Raw genomic sequence first — 21,121 nt, forward strand, 5'->3', positions numbered from 1 at the left:
GGACCAGCAAACGTTTCCAATCTACACTTGAGAATGACACTCGACCCCTCTTTCTCCCAGTCGCGACACGCACACTCCTCAGTGTTTTATCGCCGTCAGAATCTGCTCAAACTCAGCATCCTCTTTCTGATGTTCGTGTTTGCGACCATGATTGCCGAAGCCTCCCTGGCTCAGCAGCCCGCTTCAGTAGCGGAAGCCGAACAAGTAATCAATCTCTCAACTTTTCCACTCCTGCCCAACGTTTTGGAAATACAGGCGAGAACAGTCGCTCGCTTGGAATATGTGGTGCGTCTGAAATCGTTTGACATAAAAAGCGAGTATGAATTTCAACGCCGAAACCTGCTTGAGCGGCAGTGGGATGAGTTACCAAATGGAGACGGGCAATTCACGCGCTCAGGATTCCATCTCTTCGTTGATGTCCAAATGCACGACGAACCAGGCAAAGCCGTGGTGGTGCTGCAAAACAATGGTAACGTCAATGTAAGTACGCTTCCGGTACCTAGCGGCGCGAAACACATCCGAACAAATTTTAACGTTGCAGACTTTGAGATCACCGGCAATGTCAAAGAGACGAAGGAATTAGTTCTTGCGCTGCTGACGGAACAGGGATGGCAACCGTATGGAACGAGGGGCGATGCGATGGATATGAAGCAGAACGCTGTACTTCTGACCGCTTCGGTCACAAGCCTAAGGCAACCGGGGAAAACCAGGATTGCTTATTGGACTCGGCAGATGCCAGCAGAATTGCCGGTCCCGCCCAATTCGGAATCGGTATTGTACCAGTCCGAAGACAATCGCCTGCAGCTAGTCGCGTTGGGAAGCGTTGATGCGGTCATCTCTTTCTACAAAAACGCACTCGCATCATCGGAATGGAAAGCAACGACGGAAAACCCGATCCGGGAAGTGAATTCCCGGCAATTGGTTCTGACTTTTCGCAATCCATCCAAAGACATGCTACGCCTAGGCATGAGCGAAAGAAGCAATGGTAAGACGCGAATAACGCTAAGCTTTCAGTCAGCGTCAGAAATCGACCAACGTGACCAGAAACGATAGCGATCGGTTGGGTCAGAGTCGCCTGCGCGGCCATCGGTGATGTGTGAACCAATCGTTCGGTTGTTCCGGCCAAATCACTGGCGATTCCCGGGACAGTGCGTGTTGACGCTTTTGACGCTTGGTGCTGGTCGGGTGTGGCATGACGTGCACAGCGGACGTTGGATCGACGGAGCGATCCACGACAGTCGATTCCTGCTGCGGTGCGAATGATGCTGGAAATACCCGGGACCGGACTCGAACCGGTATAGCCTTAAACGGCCGGGGGATTTTAAATCCCCTGTGTCTGCCAATTCCACCACCCGGGCGGGCGCGAGCTAATCGAAAGGGGTTTGCAAACTCGGACGCAAGTTTAGCCTGGGGTGGTTCGGTTTGAACAGGGAACCACCGCCCAATTTTTGGCCTTGGCTGCTGTCGATCGGTTGCTGGTCTGTGATCGACCAACATGGAACCTGCTCGCACTCATTTTTGGCGGCGAAAACGCACTGGTAACGGTCGCGTTCCAATTCTAAGTGGCAAAATTGAAATCGTTTTCCCAGCCATGCCAATCTCGCTTTTTCGCGGTCTGTAGCTGTTGAAACGATTCTCCGGCGCTGGCTTTCATGGCACTGTCGCCGGCCCCAGGTTGCACCGGTTCGCTACCGATTGGCACATCAAATGCATCTGTTTTTGATTCGACGCGGCACCCATGTCGCCGTGAATTGCAAATCAACACAACACGGGAGTTTGAAATGAATTGGGACACCATCGAAGGCAAGTGGACACAAGCCAAAGGCCAAGTCAAAGAGAAATGGGGCAAGCTAACCGATGACGAATTGGATGTGATCGCCGGAAAGCGAGACCAGCTGGTCGGCAAGGTCCAAGAGCGTTACGGGGTCGCCCGCGACGAAGCTGAAAAGCAAGTCAAGGAGTTTGAATCGTCCTGTAACTGCTAACCACTGTTTGCCAACTGCACTTCCCCAGCTAATCGAAATTCCTCTTCACACACCGGATCAAATATTATGAAAAGTTTCTTTCACTACAGTCTCGCATTGGTTGCTCTAGCCTGTCTAACGGTCACTCCGCTAACCGCTCAGGACGCAGCTCAAAAGGAGCGTCTGAAACGGCAGCGCCCGGTCAACCCGACCGACCCGTCGGCAGCCGCACGGATGGACGCCAGAACGCCAGGCGCGGCGGTGCGAGCGAGTCAATTGATTGGGATGAACATCCAGAACGCTCAAGGCAAAAGCGTTGGCGAGATCAATGATATCGTCTTCGATACCTCGACCGGCAAGGTCCGCTACGCGGCTGTCACTTACGGCGGATTCTTGGGCGTCGGCGACAAACTGTTTGCCGTCCCGTTCGAGGCATTCAAGTACCAACGCGACGCGGATGACCAAGACGAGTATGTGATGGTGTTGAATGTCACCCAGCAGCAACTCGAAGGCGACGCCGGATTCGATGATGACAACTGGCCGAACTTTGCCGACCGAAGCTTTACGAGTCAGTTGGACAAACGATACGGCGTCGAACGACGTAACATGCGTCAGCGACTGCGTGATGGATCCGGCAGGGTCGACGTGGACGTTGATCGTGATGGAGTCGACGTAGACGTTGATTCCGACCGCGAATAGTCCGATCCGAATCAGCTGAAACGGATTTCAAAACGACCGATCGTCTTGTGCAGTCACTGCGCAAGGCGATCGTTTACGTTGTGGTTTTGGGTTTCAGACCGTTGTGGGTGGCTGTTGCATTGGCGGGGTTATCCGGCCAATGATGCCTGGCATAGCGTCGCTTTAACTCTTTTCGGATCGCGGTATAGGTCGTGCTCCAGAAACTGCTTAAATCATCGGTGATCTGCTGCGGACGACGATTCGGTCCTAGCAAATGCAGTTGGATTGGAACCGTTCCGCCAGCCAGTCGAGGCGTCTCGGTCCAACCATAAATCTCTTGAATTCGAACGGCCAATACCGGTGGCTTGCCGGTTGGGTACTCGACACGAATGCGATTTCCGCTCGGCACGGTGATCACTTCGGGAGCATGCTGGTCCAGCCATAGCTGTTGCGAGTAATCAAGTTTCGCCCGCAAATGATCGAGCCAGGGCGCTTGGGCGAGCTCTTTGAACGAGGTCCGCGTTGCACACAATTCCAGCAGCGTCTGTGCAAGTGCATCGTCGATTGTGCACGGCAATTCAGCGGACGTTGATTGATCCGACACGAAACGCCAGCGGGCGATGAAGCTTTGCAGCGATTTGTCTTTGACCGGCAGGATGTCGTCGAGTCGATGCTTGGCTTCTGCAAACAGAATCGCCGTGGTTTGCTGGTCGGCCTGGCATTCGACGGGAGACTCTTTCAACATCAAGTCTTCAAAGAATTGTCGATCGCGAGCGACCACGGCTTTGAGTGTCGGATGGAAGAAACGCTCTTGTTTGATTCGGATGTTGTCGTCGGGCAGCCACTCGGGTTGGACCGCGGACGCCATCCGCACCAATGATTCTTCGCCGCGACCCTCCGCGCTGACACAAACGAACAGATCGGCCGATCGGACCAGCGACGTTCGGTCCACGCGGATGCCTCGTCCACCGACCATCAGTCCTTTGTCGGATCCGAATTGACGACGTTTTGCCAGCCGATCGGGATAAGCAGCCAGTAACGACTGTGAAAAACGCTGTTCTAGCGAATCACGACTAGCAGCAGACTGCTGCGAAGTCGACTCGGTTTCAACCATGCGGCGCAGTTGTGACGCAACACGCGCGATCGTTTTCACAGCACCCGGATGAAATGCCGGATCGGGTCGGCCTTCCAAATGTTGCTGCAATCGTAGAACACGGCTTAGCAAGTCACTTTCGATCGATGATTGTGGTGCTGTGTTTTGTGGCGTTGAATCGCGGCGCAGCGGATCTCGTTCGGACAGCAGTGCAGCCGCCAGTGACGCTTCGACGACACATCCCCATTGCGCCGCCGCGATCATCAGTTTGGAGAGCCGTGGGTGAACGGGCAACTGGTTCATTTGCAATCCCATCTCGGTGATTGCAAGTTTCGAATCGATGGCGCCCAGTCGTTGCAACAGCAAGGTGGCTGCATCAATGGCGTGCTGAGCGGGCGGTGTCACCCACGGGAACTGCAGGACGTCTCGTTCACCCCATGCGGCCAGCATCAAAATCGCCGATGACAGATCGGCGCGAGCGATTTCAGGGGCCGTCTGATCGACGCGGCTACGGTGCACCGCCGCTGACCACAGGCGGTAACAAATCCCGGGGGCAGTTCGCCCGGCACGCCCGGCCCGCTGGTCTGCGGACGCTCTGGAGATCGGTTGCAGGTTTAAACAGGGGATCCCGACCGACGTATCGTATTGCATCACCCGCGCGAGACCACTGTCGATCACACAGGTGACGTTGGGAATCGTGATCGACGTCTCGGCGACATTGGTAGCCAAGACGATCTTGCGAGACTTGGACGGTGCCAGCACGTCGTCTTGGTCGTCAGCCGCCATCTCGCCGTACAGTTTACAGACCTGGACATCGGGAAGTTTCAATCGATTTTGCAGGGTCGTCGCGGTGCGATGGATTTCACCGACGCCTGGCAAGAAAACCAGTACATCGCCGCTGCTGCTGTCGAGCGCCGATGGAATGCGATCGACCACTTGGTTGGCAATCGCGTCGCGCGAGAGTGCACCGCGAGGAATCGTGTTTTGGTAGCGAATGTCAACATCATACGCTCGGCCGTGGCTTTCGATTATTTCCGCATCGGTGATCAATCGAGTGACGGGTTCGGTGTCCAGCGTGGCACTCATCACGATCAGGCGTAGTTCGGGACGCAGAGTTGCCCGAATCCGCTGCAGCATTCCCAAGGCCAAATCGATTTCCAAGGAACGCTCGTGGAATTCGTCTAGGATCACACAACTGACGTCGTCCAGTAATGGATCAGCGGTCAATCGCCGCAGCAGGATGCCCGTTGTCATCGCGATCACGCGGGTGTCGCTCGATACCTTGCGGTCAAAGCGGACGTGATAGCCATACCGTTCACCCACGGGGCGGCCGGCGAGTTGGCTAAGCCGTTTCGCGGCCGCCCGCGCGGCGATTCGTCGCGGCTGTAACAACAGGATCTGACCGGGCGGTAGATCATCGCACTCGAGCAATGCCGGCGGCACACCGGTGGTTTTCCCCGCCCCTGGGGGCGCACGCAAGACGACCGGTTTTCCTGCGCCGACCGCTGCCAGAACCTGTGGCAAACAGTCGTGAACCGGCAACTGTGTTGGCATCATTTTCCACTGGCGTTGCGTTGTTGCCGGATCATCTCTTCCAGCGGTGACAGGGGACGTGACGAAGTCGGCCCGTCGGAATTGTCCAGCATCGGAGCGACGCTGCCCGCATTCTGCGACTCGACGGCCGCCTGGACGACATCCAACGTTCCACCGCTGACCTGGTCACCTGGCGGCAATTCAAAACGCCCTAATCCACGGCCCTGAAACTGTGTGTCCTCGATCACGTTCGGACTCTTGCCGGTTCGATCAATTGCCACGGATTGCAAATTCCACTCGTGGACAACGATTTCGTATCGTGGCGTTGGATCAATAGGTGTCGAAATCGTGCGGATGATCTGTGACCCATCCGGAGCATAGGTTTGAACACGTCGAACTCGATCGGATCCCGTATCACGTTGCACGACAAACGCAGACGAAGCGCCGGGAGCGATCCGCAGCAGCTTTGACGCATTCGGTTGGGCTCGATCGGTGACCGTGACACGAATTTCGCGGCGTCCGGAATTGAACAGCTGCAATGTGACGGGTTGTAGCGGTGGTCGTGGAACGATCTTGGAATCCAAGACGATCGTTTGCAGCGGTGGTCGGTAGTAGCGATCCGGTGGCAATGCATGCGATGGGAAGGGGCGGGGGCCAATGCCCAACGTCGTTGCGTGGCTGTGGTAGCCAAACCCATTGCCAACGTGGTCGTAGGGATTGTTGAAAAAGGGTGGGATGTAGGCGCCCGGTGGGCGATGAGGATGTCCGGGACGACCGTCATCACGTCCCACTCGACGCACACTCCGCCGAGAGAAAACGTAACTCGGAAAAGCGTCGTCGAGATCTGTCACCTGCATGGGTCCGTTGCCGGATCGTGGAAAGCGAACGACCCGATTGAGTCTGGGTTCCAAGTACCCGACATAGCGCCCGTCGTAGGAATCGAAATTGCGATCCCGGTTGAAGGTGTACTGAATGCCGTTGGCATCGTTGACAATCATTTGACCGGGGCGAAAGTACACGTCCGCGGAAATCACGCCACTGGGTTCGACCAATTGGAAATCTTGCGCCGTGACGTCTGATACCCAGGCCAGCGCGGGAACCATGAAAATCATCAACGGCAGGGTTGTCGGCAAGCTGGGAATTCGCATCACGTATCTCCACGGGGTTGCATTGATTGTACCGCTGAAGCGCGCCGCAAAGCAGGGCTTGCCATGAAATTTGCGGCTCATCGCAGCACTTGTGGTCCATAGAGTTTCACAATTGCGTCAGCCACGTTGCGCGCGATCGCCAGGCTGCCTCGAGCGTTGCTGTGAATCCCGTCGTCACTCAATTGGTGGTCTTTCATCCACATGCCTGGTGGCGCCGCGGGACTCATCAACACGATTTGCCGCAGCCAACGGTCGTCAACCAATTGAACGTCGTATTGATAGGCAATCTCGCGTTCTAAACTGGCGTAGGGATCAATCATGAAACCACGAGGGATTTCCAGCAAGACAACTTCTGCGTCATTCCGGCGGCAAATCTCGATCATCTTCACGAGATTCCGTTTGGTCGTGGAGCGGCGATGCCATTTCAAAAAATCGTGTCCACCGAGTTCCAAAACAACTAGTTGCGGATTCAGTTCCATCGCCCGCTGGACAATTCCAATCGCAGGCCCAGTGGAAATCCCCGAGACACCGCGGTTGATCACTGGGACCCGTAGTAGCTGTTCCAGTTGACCTGGATAGCCACGGTCAGGAATCATGCCTTGAGTCAAGCTATCGCCGATGCAAACGATCGGCCGGTTCGGATCCAGGCTGGGCGAGCGACTGGAATTGGCTGCTGCGCGGTACTCGATGAACATCAATCCCCACAGCCCAACGAGCACCGCAATACCAGCCGGCCGCGTCCAAGGGTGTGGGTCGGCGCCGCGGCGAAAATAGCGGCGTCCTCCCGCAACGACTAGCATTCCACCCCCCAACAGCAACATCGCCGGGGTGTGGGGGGACAAACGAATCAACAGGATCAACACACAGGTCGCCAATGGCCAAACCGCTGGCATACCGCGCCAGATCAATGCTGCGTGCAATAAAATCCAACCTGCGATCATCCACGGCAGCCAATGTGGGAAGCACAATAAACTGCCGCCGACGGCTAGACAGATGGCGAGTGTTCGCAAAATTCGGCGAATCAAACCAATTGATGCCGTTGAAGACTGTGGGTTGGGCATAAAATGGTGGTCCCTCAACCGTATGGCCTGTCTGTCACTTAGCGTATTGTAGGCACTGTCAGGCCCCCACCCACCGACGTCACGCCCCGCAGCCGATTGCTGGGCGGATTTTTCCCCACCTCGGATAACCGTATGTTTCGTTGTTTGATCGCGGCGTCCGCCTGTTTCGTCACCGCGATGATGGGTCAGGCCGCTGAGCAATCGATTCGATTCAATCGTGACATTCGGGCGATTTTGTCCGACAAGTGTTTTGCCTGTCATGGTCCCGATGCCGAGACCGTCGAGGGCGGGTTGCGATTGGATCTGGCCGAAGAAGCCACTGATCCGTCATTGGGCGCCATCGTGCCGGGGGCGCCGGATGAGAGTGAATTGGTGCGGCGAATCTTGTCCAGCGATGATGATCAAATGCCACCGCCCGATTCGCACAAGTCGCTGACGGATCAGGAACAACAACTTCTCGTTCGCTGGGTCGCCCAGGGAGCCGTCTATGAACCGCATTGGGCTTACACGCCGATGCATGCGATCACGGGCAAGCGGGCCGGTCAAAATGCGACGCGGTTGATCGACGGTGTGATCTCAGATCGACTCGACCAGGAGGCTCTCGCGCCGGCTGCGGCGGCCGACCCGATCACATTAATCCGTCGATTGGCGTTGGATCTGACTGGGATCCCACCGACACCGGATCAAGTCGAGCAGTTCTTGGCGGATCGGTCCGAGGATGCCTATGCAAACCTCGTCGACCGACTGTTGAACTCGCCTCGCTACGGGGAACGGATGGCAACCTATTGGTTGGATCTGGTGCGATACGCCGATACCGTCGGCTACCACGGTGACCAAAATGTTTCTCAATCGCCCTACCGCGACTATGTGATCAACGCATTCAACGACAACTTGCCCTACGACCAGTTTGTGCGAGAACAATTGGCGGGCGATCTACTGCCCGATGCGACCCTGCAACAGCGCGTCGCATCGGGGTACAACCGATTGAACCAGACGACGGAAGAAGGTGGTTCGCAAGCCAAGGAGTATTTGGCGATTTACTTTGCCGATCGGGTACGAAACGTTTCCCAGGTCTTCATGGGGGCGACGGTCGGTTGCGCCCAGTGTCACGATCACAAATACGATCCCTACACGGCACGCGATTTCTATTCGCTAGGTGCGTTCTTTGCCGACCTGGACGAGCGAGGCGTCTACAGTGCACGCAGTCGTCCACCGATGATACGTGTTCCCAGCAATGCCTTGCAGCAGGAATTGGATCAGTTGGATCTGCAAATCCAACAGACGCGGTCTCGCATCCCGGGGTTAACAGAAAAACTGATTGCCAGCCAACCGGCCTGGGAAAACACGGCCAAATCGAAACTGGATGACCGCCGCGAAATCGAGACGGCCTGGATCGACGACCAACTGCGATTGGATGCGAGCCCATCGGGCGACTTAGGATTTGTGTCGGGCGATGACGTTCCCGTTCACCGCGGAAAAAGTGCCCGGCGACAGCAGAGTGACGGTTTGGTGCAACATCTGTTCAGCGATGCCAAAGAACCGCTGGTCGTTGGACCGGACACGCGTTTTTATGCTTGGGTCCATCTCAATTCCAACGATCCGCCAGCGGCCATCATGCTGCAGTTCAATGACGGCAACTGGAGTCATCGCAAGGTTTGGGGCGGTGATGAAATCAGCTATGGCAGAAAACCCAAAAGTGATGTCGCCTATCAGCGTGCCGGTGAACTGCCGGAAGCGGGTACCTGGGTGCGTTTGGAGGTCGATGCCGACGAAGTCGGGCTGGCGCCGGGGGCAAAAGTCAATGGAATGGCGTTCACGCAGTTTGGCGGGTTGGTTCACTGGGACGACGCCGGTGTGATCACCGTGGGACAGTTCCCTCCGCCGGTTGTCCAGGCGTTGCAGGTCGCTGCCGATGACCGCACCACGGCGCAACAGGATGTGCTTCGCAGTCACTACCTGGCACAGGCCGCAGAGATGATCGCCCTGGAAAATGAAATCAAGGCGCTCACCGACAAGCGTGAAAAACGGTTGGAGACGGCGCCTCTAACGGTGGTCTCGGAATCGGTTTCGCCACGTCCGATTCGAATCCTTCCGCGTGGGAATTGGATGGATGATTCTGGCGAGATCGTGCAGGCAGCGATTCCCGCGTTCCTGGGAGATCTGCAGGTCGATGGACGAGCGACGCGTCTGGATTTGGCGAATTGGCTGTGTCGCGATGACAATCCCTTGACCGCGCGCACGATGGTCAATCGCGTTTGGAGTCTGTTGTTCGGTCGTGGGATTTGTACCAGCGTGGATGATTTTGGCGGCCAGGGAACCTACCCGTCCTACCCCGATCTGTTAGATGCACTGTCAATCGAGTTTGTCGAATCGGGTTGGGACATCAAGCAATTGATCCGCACCATCGTCAGCAGTGAAAGTTATCGTCGGTCGTCGACTCCCACTGCCGAAATGGTGCAACGTGATCCGTACAACGATTTGTTTGCCCGCCAAGGTCGCTTCGGCGTGGATGCCGAAGTGGTCCGTGATACCGCGTTGTCGGTGAGCGGATTATTGGTCGAGCAGATCGGTGGTCCCAGCGTGCATCCCTACCAACCACCGGGCTACTACGCGCAACTGAATTTTCCTCGCCGTGAATATGCCGCCGACGAAGGGAAAAACCAGTACCGTCGTGGACTGTACACGCACTGGCAGCGAACGTTTTTGCACCCGATGTTGAAAGCGTTTGATGCGCCCAGTCGCGAAGAGTGCACGGCGATGCGAGCACGATCCAATACACCGTTGCAGGCACTGGTGTTGTTGAACGATCCCAGTTTCGTCGAGGCCGCGCGGGTGTTCGCCGAGCGAATCATGCGTGAGGGTGGCGAAGCGACTGACCAGCGCGTTGATTGGGCGTACCGATGCGCGCTCTCAGGGAAACCTGATCCAGCCATTGGTGAATTGCTGTGTCAATTGTACCAACGGCAATTGGCGGCCTATCAGGCAGACGCTGATGCTGCGACGAAGCTGATCTCACAGGGGGCCAGTGAGGTCGCTACGGATTTGAACCCAGCCGAGTTGGCCGCCTGGACGAATGTGGCACGGGCCATTCTCAACTTGCACGAAACGATCACACGCTACTAGAGAAGATGATGAATCCTATTCAACGCCGGCTCGCCCGCCGCACCTTTCTGCGTCGGACCGGAATCGGTTCGGTCGCATTGGCATCGTTACTGCGGTCCGAAGCCACCAATGCATTCGCGGCACCCTCCGCGGGCGTTTCCGCCCACCAAGGGTTGCTCGAATCACTGCACCACCGGCCGCGTGTGAAGCGCGTGATTCATTTGTGCATGGCCGGTGGCCCCAGTCACTTGGAAACGTTCGACTACAAACCCGAATTGGCACGGCTGGATGGCCAGCTGATGCCGCCGTCGATCACCGCTGGCCAGCCGATCGCACAGTTGCAGGGCAAGGAACTGAAAGTGATGGGGCCACAACATTCGTTTCAGCGGCGTGGCGAAAGTGGACTGTTGATCTCCGAGGTGTTTCCGCGGATCGGACAGTTGGCTGACGAGATGTGTGTGGTCAAATCGATGCACACCGAACAGATCAACCACGATCCGGCGCACACGTTTTTCAACACTGGTACGGCGATCAGTGGGCGGCCGTCGATGGGGTCTTGGGTGCTGTACGGTTTGGGCAGCGAAACCGAGGACTTACCCGGGTTCATCGTGTTGACCAGCGAGGGTGGGGGGCAGAGCCAGCCGATCAGTTCACGACAATGGCATTCTGGATTTTTGCCCAGTCGATACCAAGGCGTTCAGATGCACGCCAGTGGCAGCCCCGTTCATTACGTCGAAAACCCTGGCGGCGTCACCCGCGGCCAGCAGCGAGACATCGTCGACACGGTCTCGCAAATCAACGGCAATCGTAACCAGGAATTGAATGATCCCGAGATCGCCACGCGATTGGCTGGCTATGAAATGGCGTTCCGAATGCAGGCCTCGGTGCCCGAATTGACAGACATGTCGGGAGAAACCCAAAAAGCGATCGAGATGTATGGCTGCACGCCCGGCGACGGTTCCTTCGCCAGTAATTGCCTGTTGGCGCGGCGGTTGGCCGAGCGTGGTGTGCGATTCATCCAACTCTATCATCGCGGTTGGGATCATCATGGCGGAGTGAAAAATGGGGTGGCCAAAACCGCCGAACTGGTCGATCAAGGCACCGCAGCACTGGTCAAAGATTTAAAGCAGCGGGGCATGTTGGACGAGACGTTGATCGTTTGGGGCGGCGAGTTCGGGCGCACCCCAATGGCCCAGGGAAGTGGTCGCGATCACCACATCAAAGGCTACTCGTTGTGGATGGCCGGTGGCGGTGTGCGCGGCGGCACCTCGTACGGTGCAACCGACGAATTCGGTTACAACGCGGTCGAAGACAAAGTCCACGTTCGTGACTTTCACGCCACGATGTTGCACATGCTGGGCATCGACCACAATCGATTGACCTTCAAATTTCAAGGCCTGGATTTTCGACTGACCGGTGTCGAACCAGCGCGGGTGGTCAAAGAACTATTGTCGTGATGCGACGCAGGGTTAGGCCATTGAACGCACGTAGCTGAAACAAAAGAGGGTCATGTGAATGGCCAGGGTGGCGATTGCTGCGTAGCGAAAGCGGCGGGGCGAAAACAGTCCGATGATCGACAGCACGATTCCCAACGCGGCGACCAGTGCGCCGCCGATGGGAAACCACCAGGTTCCCAGTGCGGCGAACAACAGCACGATGACTGCGGCGGTCGAAGCCCCCATCGCGGTGTAAAGGAACGGTCCAAAATCTCCGTAGGGAGCCCCGATCGCGTCGGCCGCGGCGGTGTCGGGCAACTCTGGTTCGACCAAGTTCGGCGGGTCAATGCGAAAGGGAGATCCGCTACGGATTTCAGCCTCGGCGGAAACCTCGTCGCCGGTGGGGCCAGATGCATCGGTGTCGACCAGTTTGGCGACAAACGGGGCATCGGTTGCAGGGGTTTCTGTCACCGGTGCATCGCTGCCCAGCGGATTTTCCGCCTCTGGCGTTTGAGATTCCGATTTTCGCACCGCATCAGCTGGGTTCGGCGGGACGTTTTCAGATCGATTCATTTGTCGCGTTGGTGTTGCGCCAGTAGGATTGGTGGTGGAAAAGGAAACGTTTGGCTTGCCGCCCGTAAGAGCATCGGCCGTTTCGGGTTGCCAAGAATGCCGAAACGTTTCTGAATCGACCTCGCTCGTTTCTCCACTGACGGAGTATTCTAGTGCATCCTGGCTTGCCGCACGCCAGCGGTACCGGTTGCCCTTGTCATCCCGCTATCCATTCTAGTCGTTTGCCTTTGATCCCCAAGGCGACAGCGCGATTGGACTTTCGAGTCGTTCTTCTTTCACTGGCTTTCATGAAATCTTTCCATTTAGTTCCTTGGCGTTTTTCCCGCACTATCCATCCCGTCGGCGCAAGACAAGCAGCGTCGACCTGTCGAAAGATGGCGATTTTGTGTTCGTTGGGGATCTGCATTGTGGCTGGTGGTGTTGATGCAGCCGATCTGGGCAGCGCGACCCCGCTGTCACCGGAAATCGCCGCTGCATCGTCCGAAGCGAACGAAGCCAAATCTGCGATCCGCATCCCTGATGGCTGGGAAATCGACGTTTGGGCGGCCGAGCCCGACGTGGCCAACGTGGTCGCGTTTGACATCGACCGGCGTGGGCGGGTGTATGTTTGCGAGACGTTTCGCCAAGAACGTGGGGTGACAGACAATCGGGGACACGACCAACAATGGCTGATGGCGGATTTGGCCTCAAAAACCGTCCAAGACCGGATCGATTATCACAAACGATTGCTCGGTGAAGCCGCGATCACGTATGCCCAGCACGATGACCGTATCCGGCGTCTAACCGATCGCGATGGTGATGGTCGAGCGGATGAAAGTGTCATCGTGGCCGACGGATTCAACCGGCTCGAAGAAGGCACCGGTGCCGGGGTCTTGGTACGTGACAACGATGTGTATTACACCTGCATTCCCAAGCTGTGGAAATTGGTCGACAGCGACGGGGACGGCAAAGCGGATGAACGCGTGGTGTTGTCCGACGGTTATGGCGTCCGCGTGGCGTTTCGTGGCCATGACATGCACGGTTTGATCCGCGGTTACGACGGTCGGTTGTATTTTACGATCGGTGACCGTGGCTATCACATCCGCACCGCCGAAGGAAAAATGTTGGCCGACCCATCGAGCGGAGCAATGTTCCGTTGTGAAATGGACGGCACGGGATTGGAGGTGTTCGCAACGGGTCTGCGAAATCCCCAGGAAATTGCCTTCAACGACCAGGGCGATTGGTTCACCGTCGACAACAACAGTGACAGTGGCGACCAGGCGCGGATCGTGCATCTGTTGCAGGACACCGACACCGGATGGCGGATGTATTACCAATACCTGCCCGACCGTGGCCCGTTCAACCGTGAACGCATTTGGGAACCCAAGAACCCTGAGCAGCCGGCTTCGATTTTTCCACCCGTCGCCAACTTCACCGACGGACCAAGTGGGTTGGTCTATTACCCCGGAACAGGTTTCGGCGACACGCTGGATGACACCTTCCTGATCTGTGACTTTCGTGGCGGCCCCAGCAACAGTGGGATTCGGTCCTTTAAGTTGCAACCCGATGGAGCCACGTTCAAGTTGGCGGCCGATGACCAACCGATTTGGACTTGTCTGGCAACCGACGTCGCGTTCGGGCCTGATGGAGCGCTGTACGTCAGCGACTGGGTGGACGGTTGGAACGGTTTGGGCAAAGCGAGGTTGTATCGTCTTCGCGATCCGCAGCACGCCGGCAGCGCTATCGTACGCGAGGTCCAAACGATGTTGGCCGATGATTGGACGGCTCGCCCGATCGCAGCCTTGGTAAAGGGACTCTCACACGTCGACCGCCGGATTCGATTGGAAAGCCAATGGGAACTTGCACGGCGCGGCGAAGCGGATTCGTTGATTCATGTGGCCACGGCGGCCGGCCAGTCAGCCGATGGCGGGACGGAATCGGAAAAGGCGCGGCTGCACGCGGTTTGGGGACTGGGACAAATCGCAAGGCGTTCTGCAACGGGCCCCGAGGGCGCATCGATCGCCGTCAAAATGGCATTGATCGAACTGCTGTCGGTCGCGGATCCCAACTTGCAGCATGCCGCGGCCGGGATCGTCGGCCAAGCCGGCTGGCGCGAAGCGGTTGGTCCGGTTCAGAAATTACTGGCCAGCGAGGATGCTCGCGTTCGTTATGCAGCGATCGATACCTTGGGGCGACTGCAAGACGACCAATCGATTGACAAGGTCATTGAAATCGCTGGCGGTCCAGATGCGGATGATCCGGCCATCCGCCATGCCGCATCCATGTACCTTTCACGAGCCGCCAAACCCGAGCGAATCACCGAACTGGCGAATCATAAAGACGATCAGGCTCGTTTGTTAGCCGTCATCGCTCTGCGACGATTGAACAGTGAATTGGTCGCCGCGTTCCTGAACGATTCCAACCGGCAAGTCGTCTTGGAAGCAGCCCGCGCGATCCACGATCAACCCATCCAATTTGCGATGCCAGCGTTGGCCGCATTGATCCAGCAACCATTGGATTCCGATCCGTTGGCGCGTCGTGTCTTGAACGCAAACTTTCGAATCGGAACAGCCGAAGCGGCCGCAGCGGTAGCGAAATACGCGACCCGTGCCGACGCCAGCGAGGCGTTGCGGATTAGCGCGTTGGACATGCTCGGGCAGTGGGCCAAACCACATCCACTTGATCGTGTCTTGGGTGACTACCGACCGCTGGAGGAACGCGATACCAAGTTGGCCGCCGATGCGCTGCAGCCGCAGGTCGACCTGCTGATGGCCGCGCCCGAAAAAGTACGGTTAAAGGCAATCGGAGTTGCATCGCGATTGGGCATCAAAAAGATTGCACCGGTCTTGGTCAAACAAATTTCTGAGATCAGCCGATCCAGTGAATCGCGCGGCGAGGCGTTGTTGGCATTGGCGCGATTGGATCCCGGCGCGGCTGTCAAAATTGCCAGCGCGGCGCCGACCGAGACAATCGGCCCATTCGGACTGGCAATCCTGACGGTTCTGGCCGAACATTCCGCCGGTGCATCAATGGATCGGTTTGTTGCCGCGACCACCAGCGGAGACACCCGCCTGCAGCAAGCAGCCTGGGACATTCTCGGCAAACAATCAGACCCCAAAGCCGATGCCGCGATCGCAACGGCCGTGGACCAGTACATCGACGGAAAGCTTGCCAAGGAGGTCCAGCTGAACGTGATCGAAGCCTCCAGAGAACGGTTGGCTGATCCCTTGCGCGACCGCTTGGCGGCCCATCGTCAACAACTCGTTGAATCGCAACCCGTCGGCAAATGGCTTGATTCCCTGGCCGGTGGGGACATCGAAAAAGGCAAGGAGTTGTTTTTTGGAAAGACGGAGTTGTCGTGTGTCCGTTGTCACAAAGTCGATCGAGCCGGCGGTGAAGTTGGCCCCAATTTGACGGTGATCGGCAAAGATCGCGATTCCAAATATTTGCTCGAAGCCATTTGTTTGCCGGACGCAGCCATCGCCAAGGGGTTCGAAACGGCGGTGATCGTTGACATTGATGGCCGTGTTCTAAGCGGCATCGTTAAAACGGAAAACGATGATTACGTCGAATTGACGATGAACGACGGCAGCCAACAGCGCGTGTCGCAGGATGATATCGAAGCGAGGCGGAAAGGCAATTCGTCGATGCCGGCGGATTTGACCAAGCACATGTCCGCCCGCGAGTTGCGTGACTTGGTGGCCTATCTATCGAGTTTAAAGGTCGATCCACGAGCCGCATCGGATGTCGAGTGACTTCCCGATGATCCTCGGTTCAATTCGATCACTTCGATATTGGCGTTCGCATCGGCGATCATTAAATAGCGATCGTCTGGGCTGAATTGCACACTGACCACATCCGATTTGCGTGGTTCGAGCGAGATCAGTTCCAGACCGTTGAAGGTGTCCCAGATCCGAATCACACGGTCTTGGTCGACCGTCACAATTCGATCGCCCGATGACGTGGCGCTGACACTGGTCACCTGACCGCTGTTGACCATCAATCGGTGATTGGCCGGTTGCACCGATTTGGCGTTTGGGCGAGTCTTGTCGGTAGAGGTTTTTTCCACCGACTGTTCAGCGGTGGACGGTGGGTTACAAATTTGGTCCAGCGAATCCCAGATCGCACAGGTGCCATCGGCACTGACGGTTGCGAGCCGTCCCTGGCTGGAAAGCCAGCTGAAATCGGTGACCGCGCGTTGATGTGCGAAACCAGAGCGAATCGGCACGTTGCCCCAATCCAACGGCGGTTGGTTGTTCAGTCCTGGTGCCGGCAAGACCATCATCTGTCCGCCGCGCGCCGCTAGGACCAGGTGGCGGCGATCGGGTGAAAGTCGGATTCGGTTGATTGGCGGAACGTCACGCAGCGTTCTCACTTGAGCGTCGGCATCGCCGCGCTGTAGGTCAAATAAGATCAAACTGGCGTAGCGGGCTGGCAAAATCGGCTTGTCATCTGTGTCCTGCGGCTCTTCAGCAAATTGAGTCGTGGCTGCAACCAGCCACCGCGAATCGACCAAACAAGCGGTCGTAAAATTGCCGACGTCTCGATTTGTCACCGATCGCTGGGCGATGACGTCATTGTTTTCCGTTTCCAGGATCAGGATTCGGTCACGGCAGCAGATCGCAAACCGTTGCGGCTGAGCCGCAGTGGAATCCGGATCGGCGGTGTTGGCAGTCGAGATTTCTTGGCGTTGCAAGGGAGCAATGGATTTGGCCCAGCGAGCGTGCCGATGTTCAACAATGATCTGGTGATGCGGAAGCGTGTACTGATTCAATTTGACATCGTCCTGACGCCGGCCTGCGGACGTCGAAACAACGATCTGTCGATCTGAGACCCAAGCCGCATCGGTCAGGAATTGGTCCGGAATATTCAACTGCTCGATGGCTTGGTGCGTCGCGTGTGACCACTGCATGACTTTTCCGTCTTCGCCACAGGTGATCAAAAATGGTTCATCGGAGCGATTTTTTGAATGGCTCGCCGAGCTTTGGGAAGGTGCGATGAACAGCGCATCACGGACCGCATTTTCATGGCCGTGGTAGTCGCGGATGTGACGGATCGTGGGCAGTTTGATCGGCGGTGTCGGGTCTGGGATGTCATGGTTTGATGCATCGCCGGTCAACGCCTCTGTTGGATCGTTGTTGTTCGGCGTCTTTGCGAGAGATTCATCGGGCGTGTCGGCAACAATCGGTATGCCGACGAACCATTTAGACACCCCACCATCGTCGCCAAGCACAGCGACTTCATCCCCAGCGGGCGAAAAGCGAACTTGCAAAATTTTGTGGTGGCTCGCCTGAAACTGCTGGGCGGGAAGTTGTGAATTGAGGCCTTTGATGAACACCGTTCCGGCATCATCGCACCAGGCGATGCGTTTGCTGTCAGCATGGATATCCAGACCACGCATGCTGAGACCGAATTGGATCAACCGCCCTTGATCGGGACGACCATCTTTTATCCGCCATTGCTGGACAAAGCCGACGGCGCCCACGCCGGGTTCCATTTGCCCTCGCGTTGACGCAAACCGGTTGTTGCTGACGAATTGCAGCCCTGTGATCGCTGGTTGGTCATCCCAGCGGGCGTTGTAGACGGGCGTGAATTCACCTGAGGATTGCAGATAATACGTTTGCAGCCAGCTGTGTTGGTCTGCCTGTCGCTGTGCACTCGGGAAGCTGCCACCGCCGACCACCAACTGCTCCGAATTGGGGGAGAACGAGATTGCGTGGCCGGGTTCGCGCTTGTCACGCTCCAGCTGTTGCTGCAGACGATTTTTTTCAATATCCCAGATCGTCACGGTGCCATCACGATCCAGCCACCCGATCCACTTTTCGTTTGGACTGACGGCCATCGCACTGATCGATGTTGATGCATGGTGAAGGACCGTGGGGTGTTTCGATTTGATGTTTTCGATCGGCTCACGGGGGAATGGATCACGATTCTCAGGAATGACCCACTGCACAACGGTGCCATCTTGGCAAGCAAAGTACAGGCAGCGGGGGTTGGGCGCCATGGCCAGCGCTGTGACCGGGGTCTGCGGTTGCACGCCGGCAACGTGAGTGTTTAGGCGTTGTGAGGGTGAATGTGAAACCAGATCCAGCAGGTTCCATTCCCAGTGCCGCCTTGCTTCCGGGATTCGCCGCAGCAACTGTAGTCCGCGTGTTCTGTCGCCACCGGACAGTTCGCCGGATGCTCTGGCCAGTTGAATCATGTTGCGCTGAGCCAACAATTCGTCCCGTTCCACCAGATTGGTGATCCGCTGATGATCCAGCCTGTCACTCAATTTATGTTGCCGAAATTGTGACGCGACCATTGCCAGAAACAGCAACACGACCAGCGGCGCGCCGCTGGCGATCAGTGCATAGGTCGGGTGCATGCGGCACCAAGCCCAGCCGGTTTCGATCGCCGAGACCTTGCGCGCGTGGATCGGTTCACGACGGCGAAACCGATTCAAATCGTCGCGCAACTCGGCTGCCGATCGGTAGCGGGCGGAAGGGGATTTCGCCAAGCAGCGGAGGGTGATCGTTTCCAAGTCGCGGGGGATCGCGGCGCGGTGACTGCGGGGTGGTGAGGGGATGCCCGTTTTGGCCGCCTGTAGGACTTCGCGGGTGTTGCCCACGAAGGGCGGGGTGCCGACCAGCATCTCATACAACATCGTTCCCAACGCGTAGATGTCCGTGGGCGGCTGATTGGCATGCTCGTTGCCTTCGGCCTGTTCCGGGCTCATGTAGGCGGGGGTTCCTAGCACCGTGCCCTCGGTCGTCAGACCCGAGGAGGATTGCGGGTAACTGGCCAGGCCGAAATCCAGCACCATCGGCCGGTTCTTGTTCAGCATCACGTTGGCCGGTTTCAAATCGCGATGCACAATGCCTTTGTCATGCGCACAAGCGACCGCATCGGCGATCTGCGACATCCAGTCTGCCGCCCGATCAAATTCCAGCGGCCCACGTTTCTTCAGGTACTTGGCCAACGAGGGGCCGTCGATCCATTGTTGGATCAGGATGGGCAACCCGTCTTCGATCAGCACCTCGTGAACCTGGACCACGTTGGGGTGGGTGATCGCCGCCGCCGCCCGGGCCTCGGTTTGAAACCGCGCGGCCGTGGTTTCGCTCATGACACGTGTGGCGTGCGGAACCTTCAGCGCCACCCAGCGGGCCAGACGGGCGTCGCGGGCACACCAAACGCTGCCGGTCGCGCCGGCGCCCAACCGTTTGCGGATTTCGAAACGACCCAGCCAGACTTTGTCGGAATCCAACGTCGCCAGTTCAGCCAAGCGACCGCGGGTGGGCAAACGTCGGCTGCCGGCATCGTCGGCCGGCGCCTTGAGAGTTTGCTCACGGGTTTCTTTGGCGTCGTTGTAAGCCGCGTCGATGGCGTCCAGTTCATGCGCCAGCTGGTCGCGCCAGTCTAAGGGGACACCCGCTAGAAACGGCGCCCGTTCCACCTCTCCGGCCTGCAACGAAGCTTCGTAGGCGTCACACAGACGGTCGATGGTGATCCATTTGTCGCGAGAGTCTTTGCCACCGCCGGCCTGTTCAGGGGCTCCGCTGTTCATCGGGGCTCTCCAAGATCGGAATCCACAACCGACGAATCAGGTTCAGCTTTCGCTCGACCGTTCGCGTTGCACATCCGAGTTTTTCTGCGATTTCCTCGTTGGTGAATCCCTGCAGTTTCAACGACACAATTCCTCGCAGTGTCGCTTCGGAGAGTTGTTCCAGGAAGCGATCAATCGCTTCGTTGGATGCGGCCTGTTCATCACTGGCCACCTGATTGCGATCACGCACCGCTTCGAGCGGATATTCTTCGCGGCGACTGGAAACGCGGTGATTGCCCAGCTGGCTGGACGAGGCAGTCGGCGAGATCGAATCGCCGATCGCCAGTCGATTGCGGCCACCGGACCGATAGACAGATTTTGCAGCGGCGTTGTCTTCATCAACATGCGTATCCGATGCCGATTTGGCATCACTGGACCGACGTGCGCCTTCGCCACCGCGACACAGGGCGTTGTCGTAACGCACCGAATCGATCGCTTTGTTCCGAGTCAGGCGAGCTAAAATCGCCCAGGCCTGGCCGCCGCTGACCAAGGCGTCGAGTTGCCCGGTTTCGATCCGGTCAAAGAAACTGCGGAAGGCGCTCTGTGCGACGTCTTCTTCGTCCGCCAACCCGCCGCCTGGCAACAATCGCCCACGGGCAATCTTTTCCACTTGGCCGTGGTAACAACGATACAACTTGGCTGCCGCGGCTTGACGTTCGTCGTCGCTGCCGGCCAACCGTAGCTGGTTCAAAATGAGCGTGATTGAATGATCTGTCATAGACTTCAAGGCGGGGTTAGAAAAGCATTGTGATCCCAGCGAAGTGAGCCCCAAAAAAACCGCCTTTTCCTCGATCTGCATATACTGACATAAATGAGGGCCAGCTGTCAAAGAAATGCGTTCATTTGGCGGGCAATACCCCACTCGTTTGGGGGTTGCAGCTCATTTCAGGCATGAATTTGCGTTTTTATCGCAACCCGACGCGTCAGCGCGCGCACTCGTGCTGACATGTGTCGGCAGTTCATCCGGCC

Annotated in this window: 12 protein-coding genes and 1 tRNA gene; 6 read left to right on the top strand and 7 right to left on the bottom strand. The window is 57.3% G+C overall.

What is annotated here, in order from left to right:
• The first annotated feature begins 81 nt into the window (after nucleotides 1–81).
• On the top strand, nucleotides 82–1,053 hold the full coding sequence (locus NHH03_RS06730) for a hypothetical protein (RefSeq protein WP_253154995.1): 972 nt from the start codon (nucleotides 82–84) through the stop codon (nucleotides 1,051–1,053).
• Between the two features lie 219 nt (nucleotides 1,054–1,272).
• Here NHH03_RS06730 and NHH03_RS06735 read toward each other — a convergent pair.
• A tRNA-Leu gene (locus tag NHH03_RS06735) sits at nucleotides 1,273–1,358 on the bottom strand.
• Between the two features lie 423 nt (nucleotides 1,359–1,781).
• Between NHH03_RS06735 and NHH03_RS06740 the strand changes: the two genes are divergently transcribed.
• A complete protein-coding gene (locus tag NHH03_RS06740; RefSeq protein WP_253154996.1) occupies nucleotides 1,782–1,985 on the top strand; it encodes a CsbD family protein in 204 nt (67 codons plus the stop codon).
• 66 nt (nucleotides 1,986–2,051) lie between these two features.
• Nucleotides 2,052–2,663 carry a PRC-barrel domain-containing protein gene (locus NHH03_RS06745; RefSeq protein WP_253154997.1) on the top strand — a complete coding sequence of 204 codons (612 nt, stop codon included), beginning with the start codon at nucleotides 2,052–2,054 and terminating at the stop codon, nucleotides 2,661–2,663.
• Nucleotides 2,664–2,736: 73 nt separating this feature from the next.
• On the opposite strand, the gene hrpB is transcribed toward NHH03_RS06745, so the two are convergent.
• The 3 genes from hrpB to NHH03_RS06760 all read right to left on the bottom strand — a co-directional run bounded on the left by hrpB (nucleotide 2,737) and on the right by NHH03_RS06760 (nucleotide 7,441).
• Complete coding sequence (gene hrpB / locus NHH03_RS06750) at nucleotides 2,737–5,292, bottom strand: ATP-dependent helicase HrpB (protein ID WP_253154998.1); 2,556 nt, start codon at nucleotides 5,290–5,292, stop codon at nucleotides 2,737–2,739.
• The gene (locus NHH03_RS06755; protein ID WP_253154999.1) at nucleotides 5,289–6,416 is read right to left on the bottom strand and encodes a hypothetical protein; all 1,128 of its coding nucleotides are present in this window, start codon (nucleotides 6,414–6,416) and stop codon (nucleotides 5,289–5,291) included. Before NHH03_RS06755 ends, hrpB begins: the two co-directional genes overlap by 4 nt.
• Before the next feature lie 77 nt (nucleotides 6,417–6,493).
• Nucleotides 6,494–7,441 (bottom strand): GDSL-type esterase/lipase family protein, encoded by a 948-nt coding sequence (locus tag NHH03_RS06760; protein WP_253155000.1) that lies wholly within the window; start codon nucleotides 7,439–7,441, stop codon nucleotides 6,494–6,496.
• A 168-nt stretch (nucleotides 7,442–7,609) separates the two neighbouring features.
• Here NHH03_RS06760 and NHH03_RS06765 point away from each other — a divergent pair, with 168 nt between their 5' ends.
• The gene (locus NHH03_RS06765; RefSeq protein WP_253155001.1) at nucleotides 7,610–10,600 is read left to right on the top strand and encodes a PSD1 and planctomycete cytochrome C domain-containing protein; all 2,991 of its coding nucleotides are present in this window, start codon (nucleotides 7,610–7,612) and stop codon (nucleotides 10,598–10,600) included.
• Between the two features lie 5 nt (nucleotides 10,601–10,605).
• A complete protein-coding gene (locus NHH03_RS06770) occupies nucleotides 10,606–12,036 on the top strand; it encodes a DUF1501 domain-containing protein (RefSeq protein ID WP_253155002.1) in 1,431 nt (476 codons plus the stop codon).
• Between the two features lie 12 nt (nucleotides 12,037–12,048).
• On the opposite strand, the gene NHH03_RS06775 is transcribed toward NHH03_RS06770, so the two are convergent.
• On the bottom strand, nucleotides 12,049–12,588 hold the full coding sequence (locus NHH03_RS06775; protein WP_253155003.1) for a hypothetical protein: 540 nt from the start codon (nucleotides 12,586–12,588) through the stop codon (nucleotides 12,049–12,051).
• Nucleotides 12,589–12,962: 374 nt separating this feature from the next.
• Between NHH03_RS06775 and NHH03_RS06780 the strand changes: the two genes are divergently transcribed.
• Nucleotides 12,963–16,322: a PVC-type heme-binding CxxCH protein gene (locus tag NHH03_RS06780; protein ID WP_253155004.1), complete on the top strand. Its 3,360-nt coding sequence runs from the start codon at nucleotides 12,963–12,965 to the stop codon at nucleotides 16,320–16,322.
• Here NHH03_RS06780 and NHH03_RS06785 read toward each other — a convergent pair.
• Together NHH03_RS06785 and NHH03_RS06790 are read right to left on the bottom strand one after the other, a co-directional pair.
• The gene (locus NHH03_RS06785) at nucleotides 16,271–20,113 is read right to left on the bottom strand and encodes a WD40 repeat domain-containing serine/threonine protein kinase (protein ID WP_253155005.1); all 3,843 of its coding nucleotides are present in this window, start codon (nucleotides 20,111–20,113) and stop codon (nucleotides 16,271–16,273) included. The genes NHH03_RS06780 and NHH03_RS06785 overlap by 52 nt on opposite strands.
• A complete protein-coding gene (locus tag NHH03_RS06790; RefSeq protein ID WP_253155006.1) occupies nucleotides 20,094–20,870 on the bottom strand; it encodes a sigma-70 family RNA polymerase sigma factor in 777 nt (258 codons plus the stop codon). Before NHH03_RS06790 ends, NHH03_RS06785 begins: the two co-directional genes overlap by 20 nt.
• Nucleotides 20,871–21,121 lie beyond the last annotated feature (251 nt).

It is taken from the genome of Stieleria tagensis (assembly GCF_024129865.1).
Classification (GTDB): domain Bacteria; phylum Planctomycetota; class Planctomycetia; order Pirellulales; family Pirellulaceae; genus Stieleria; species Stieleria tagensis.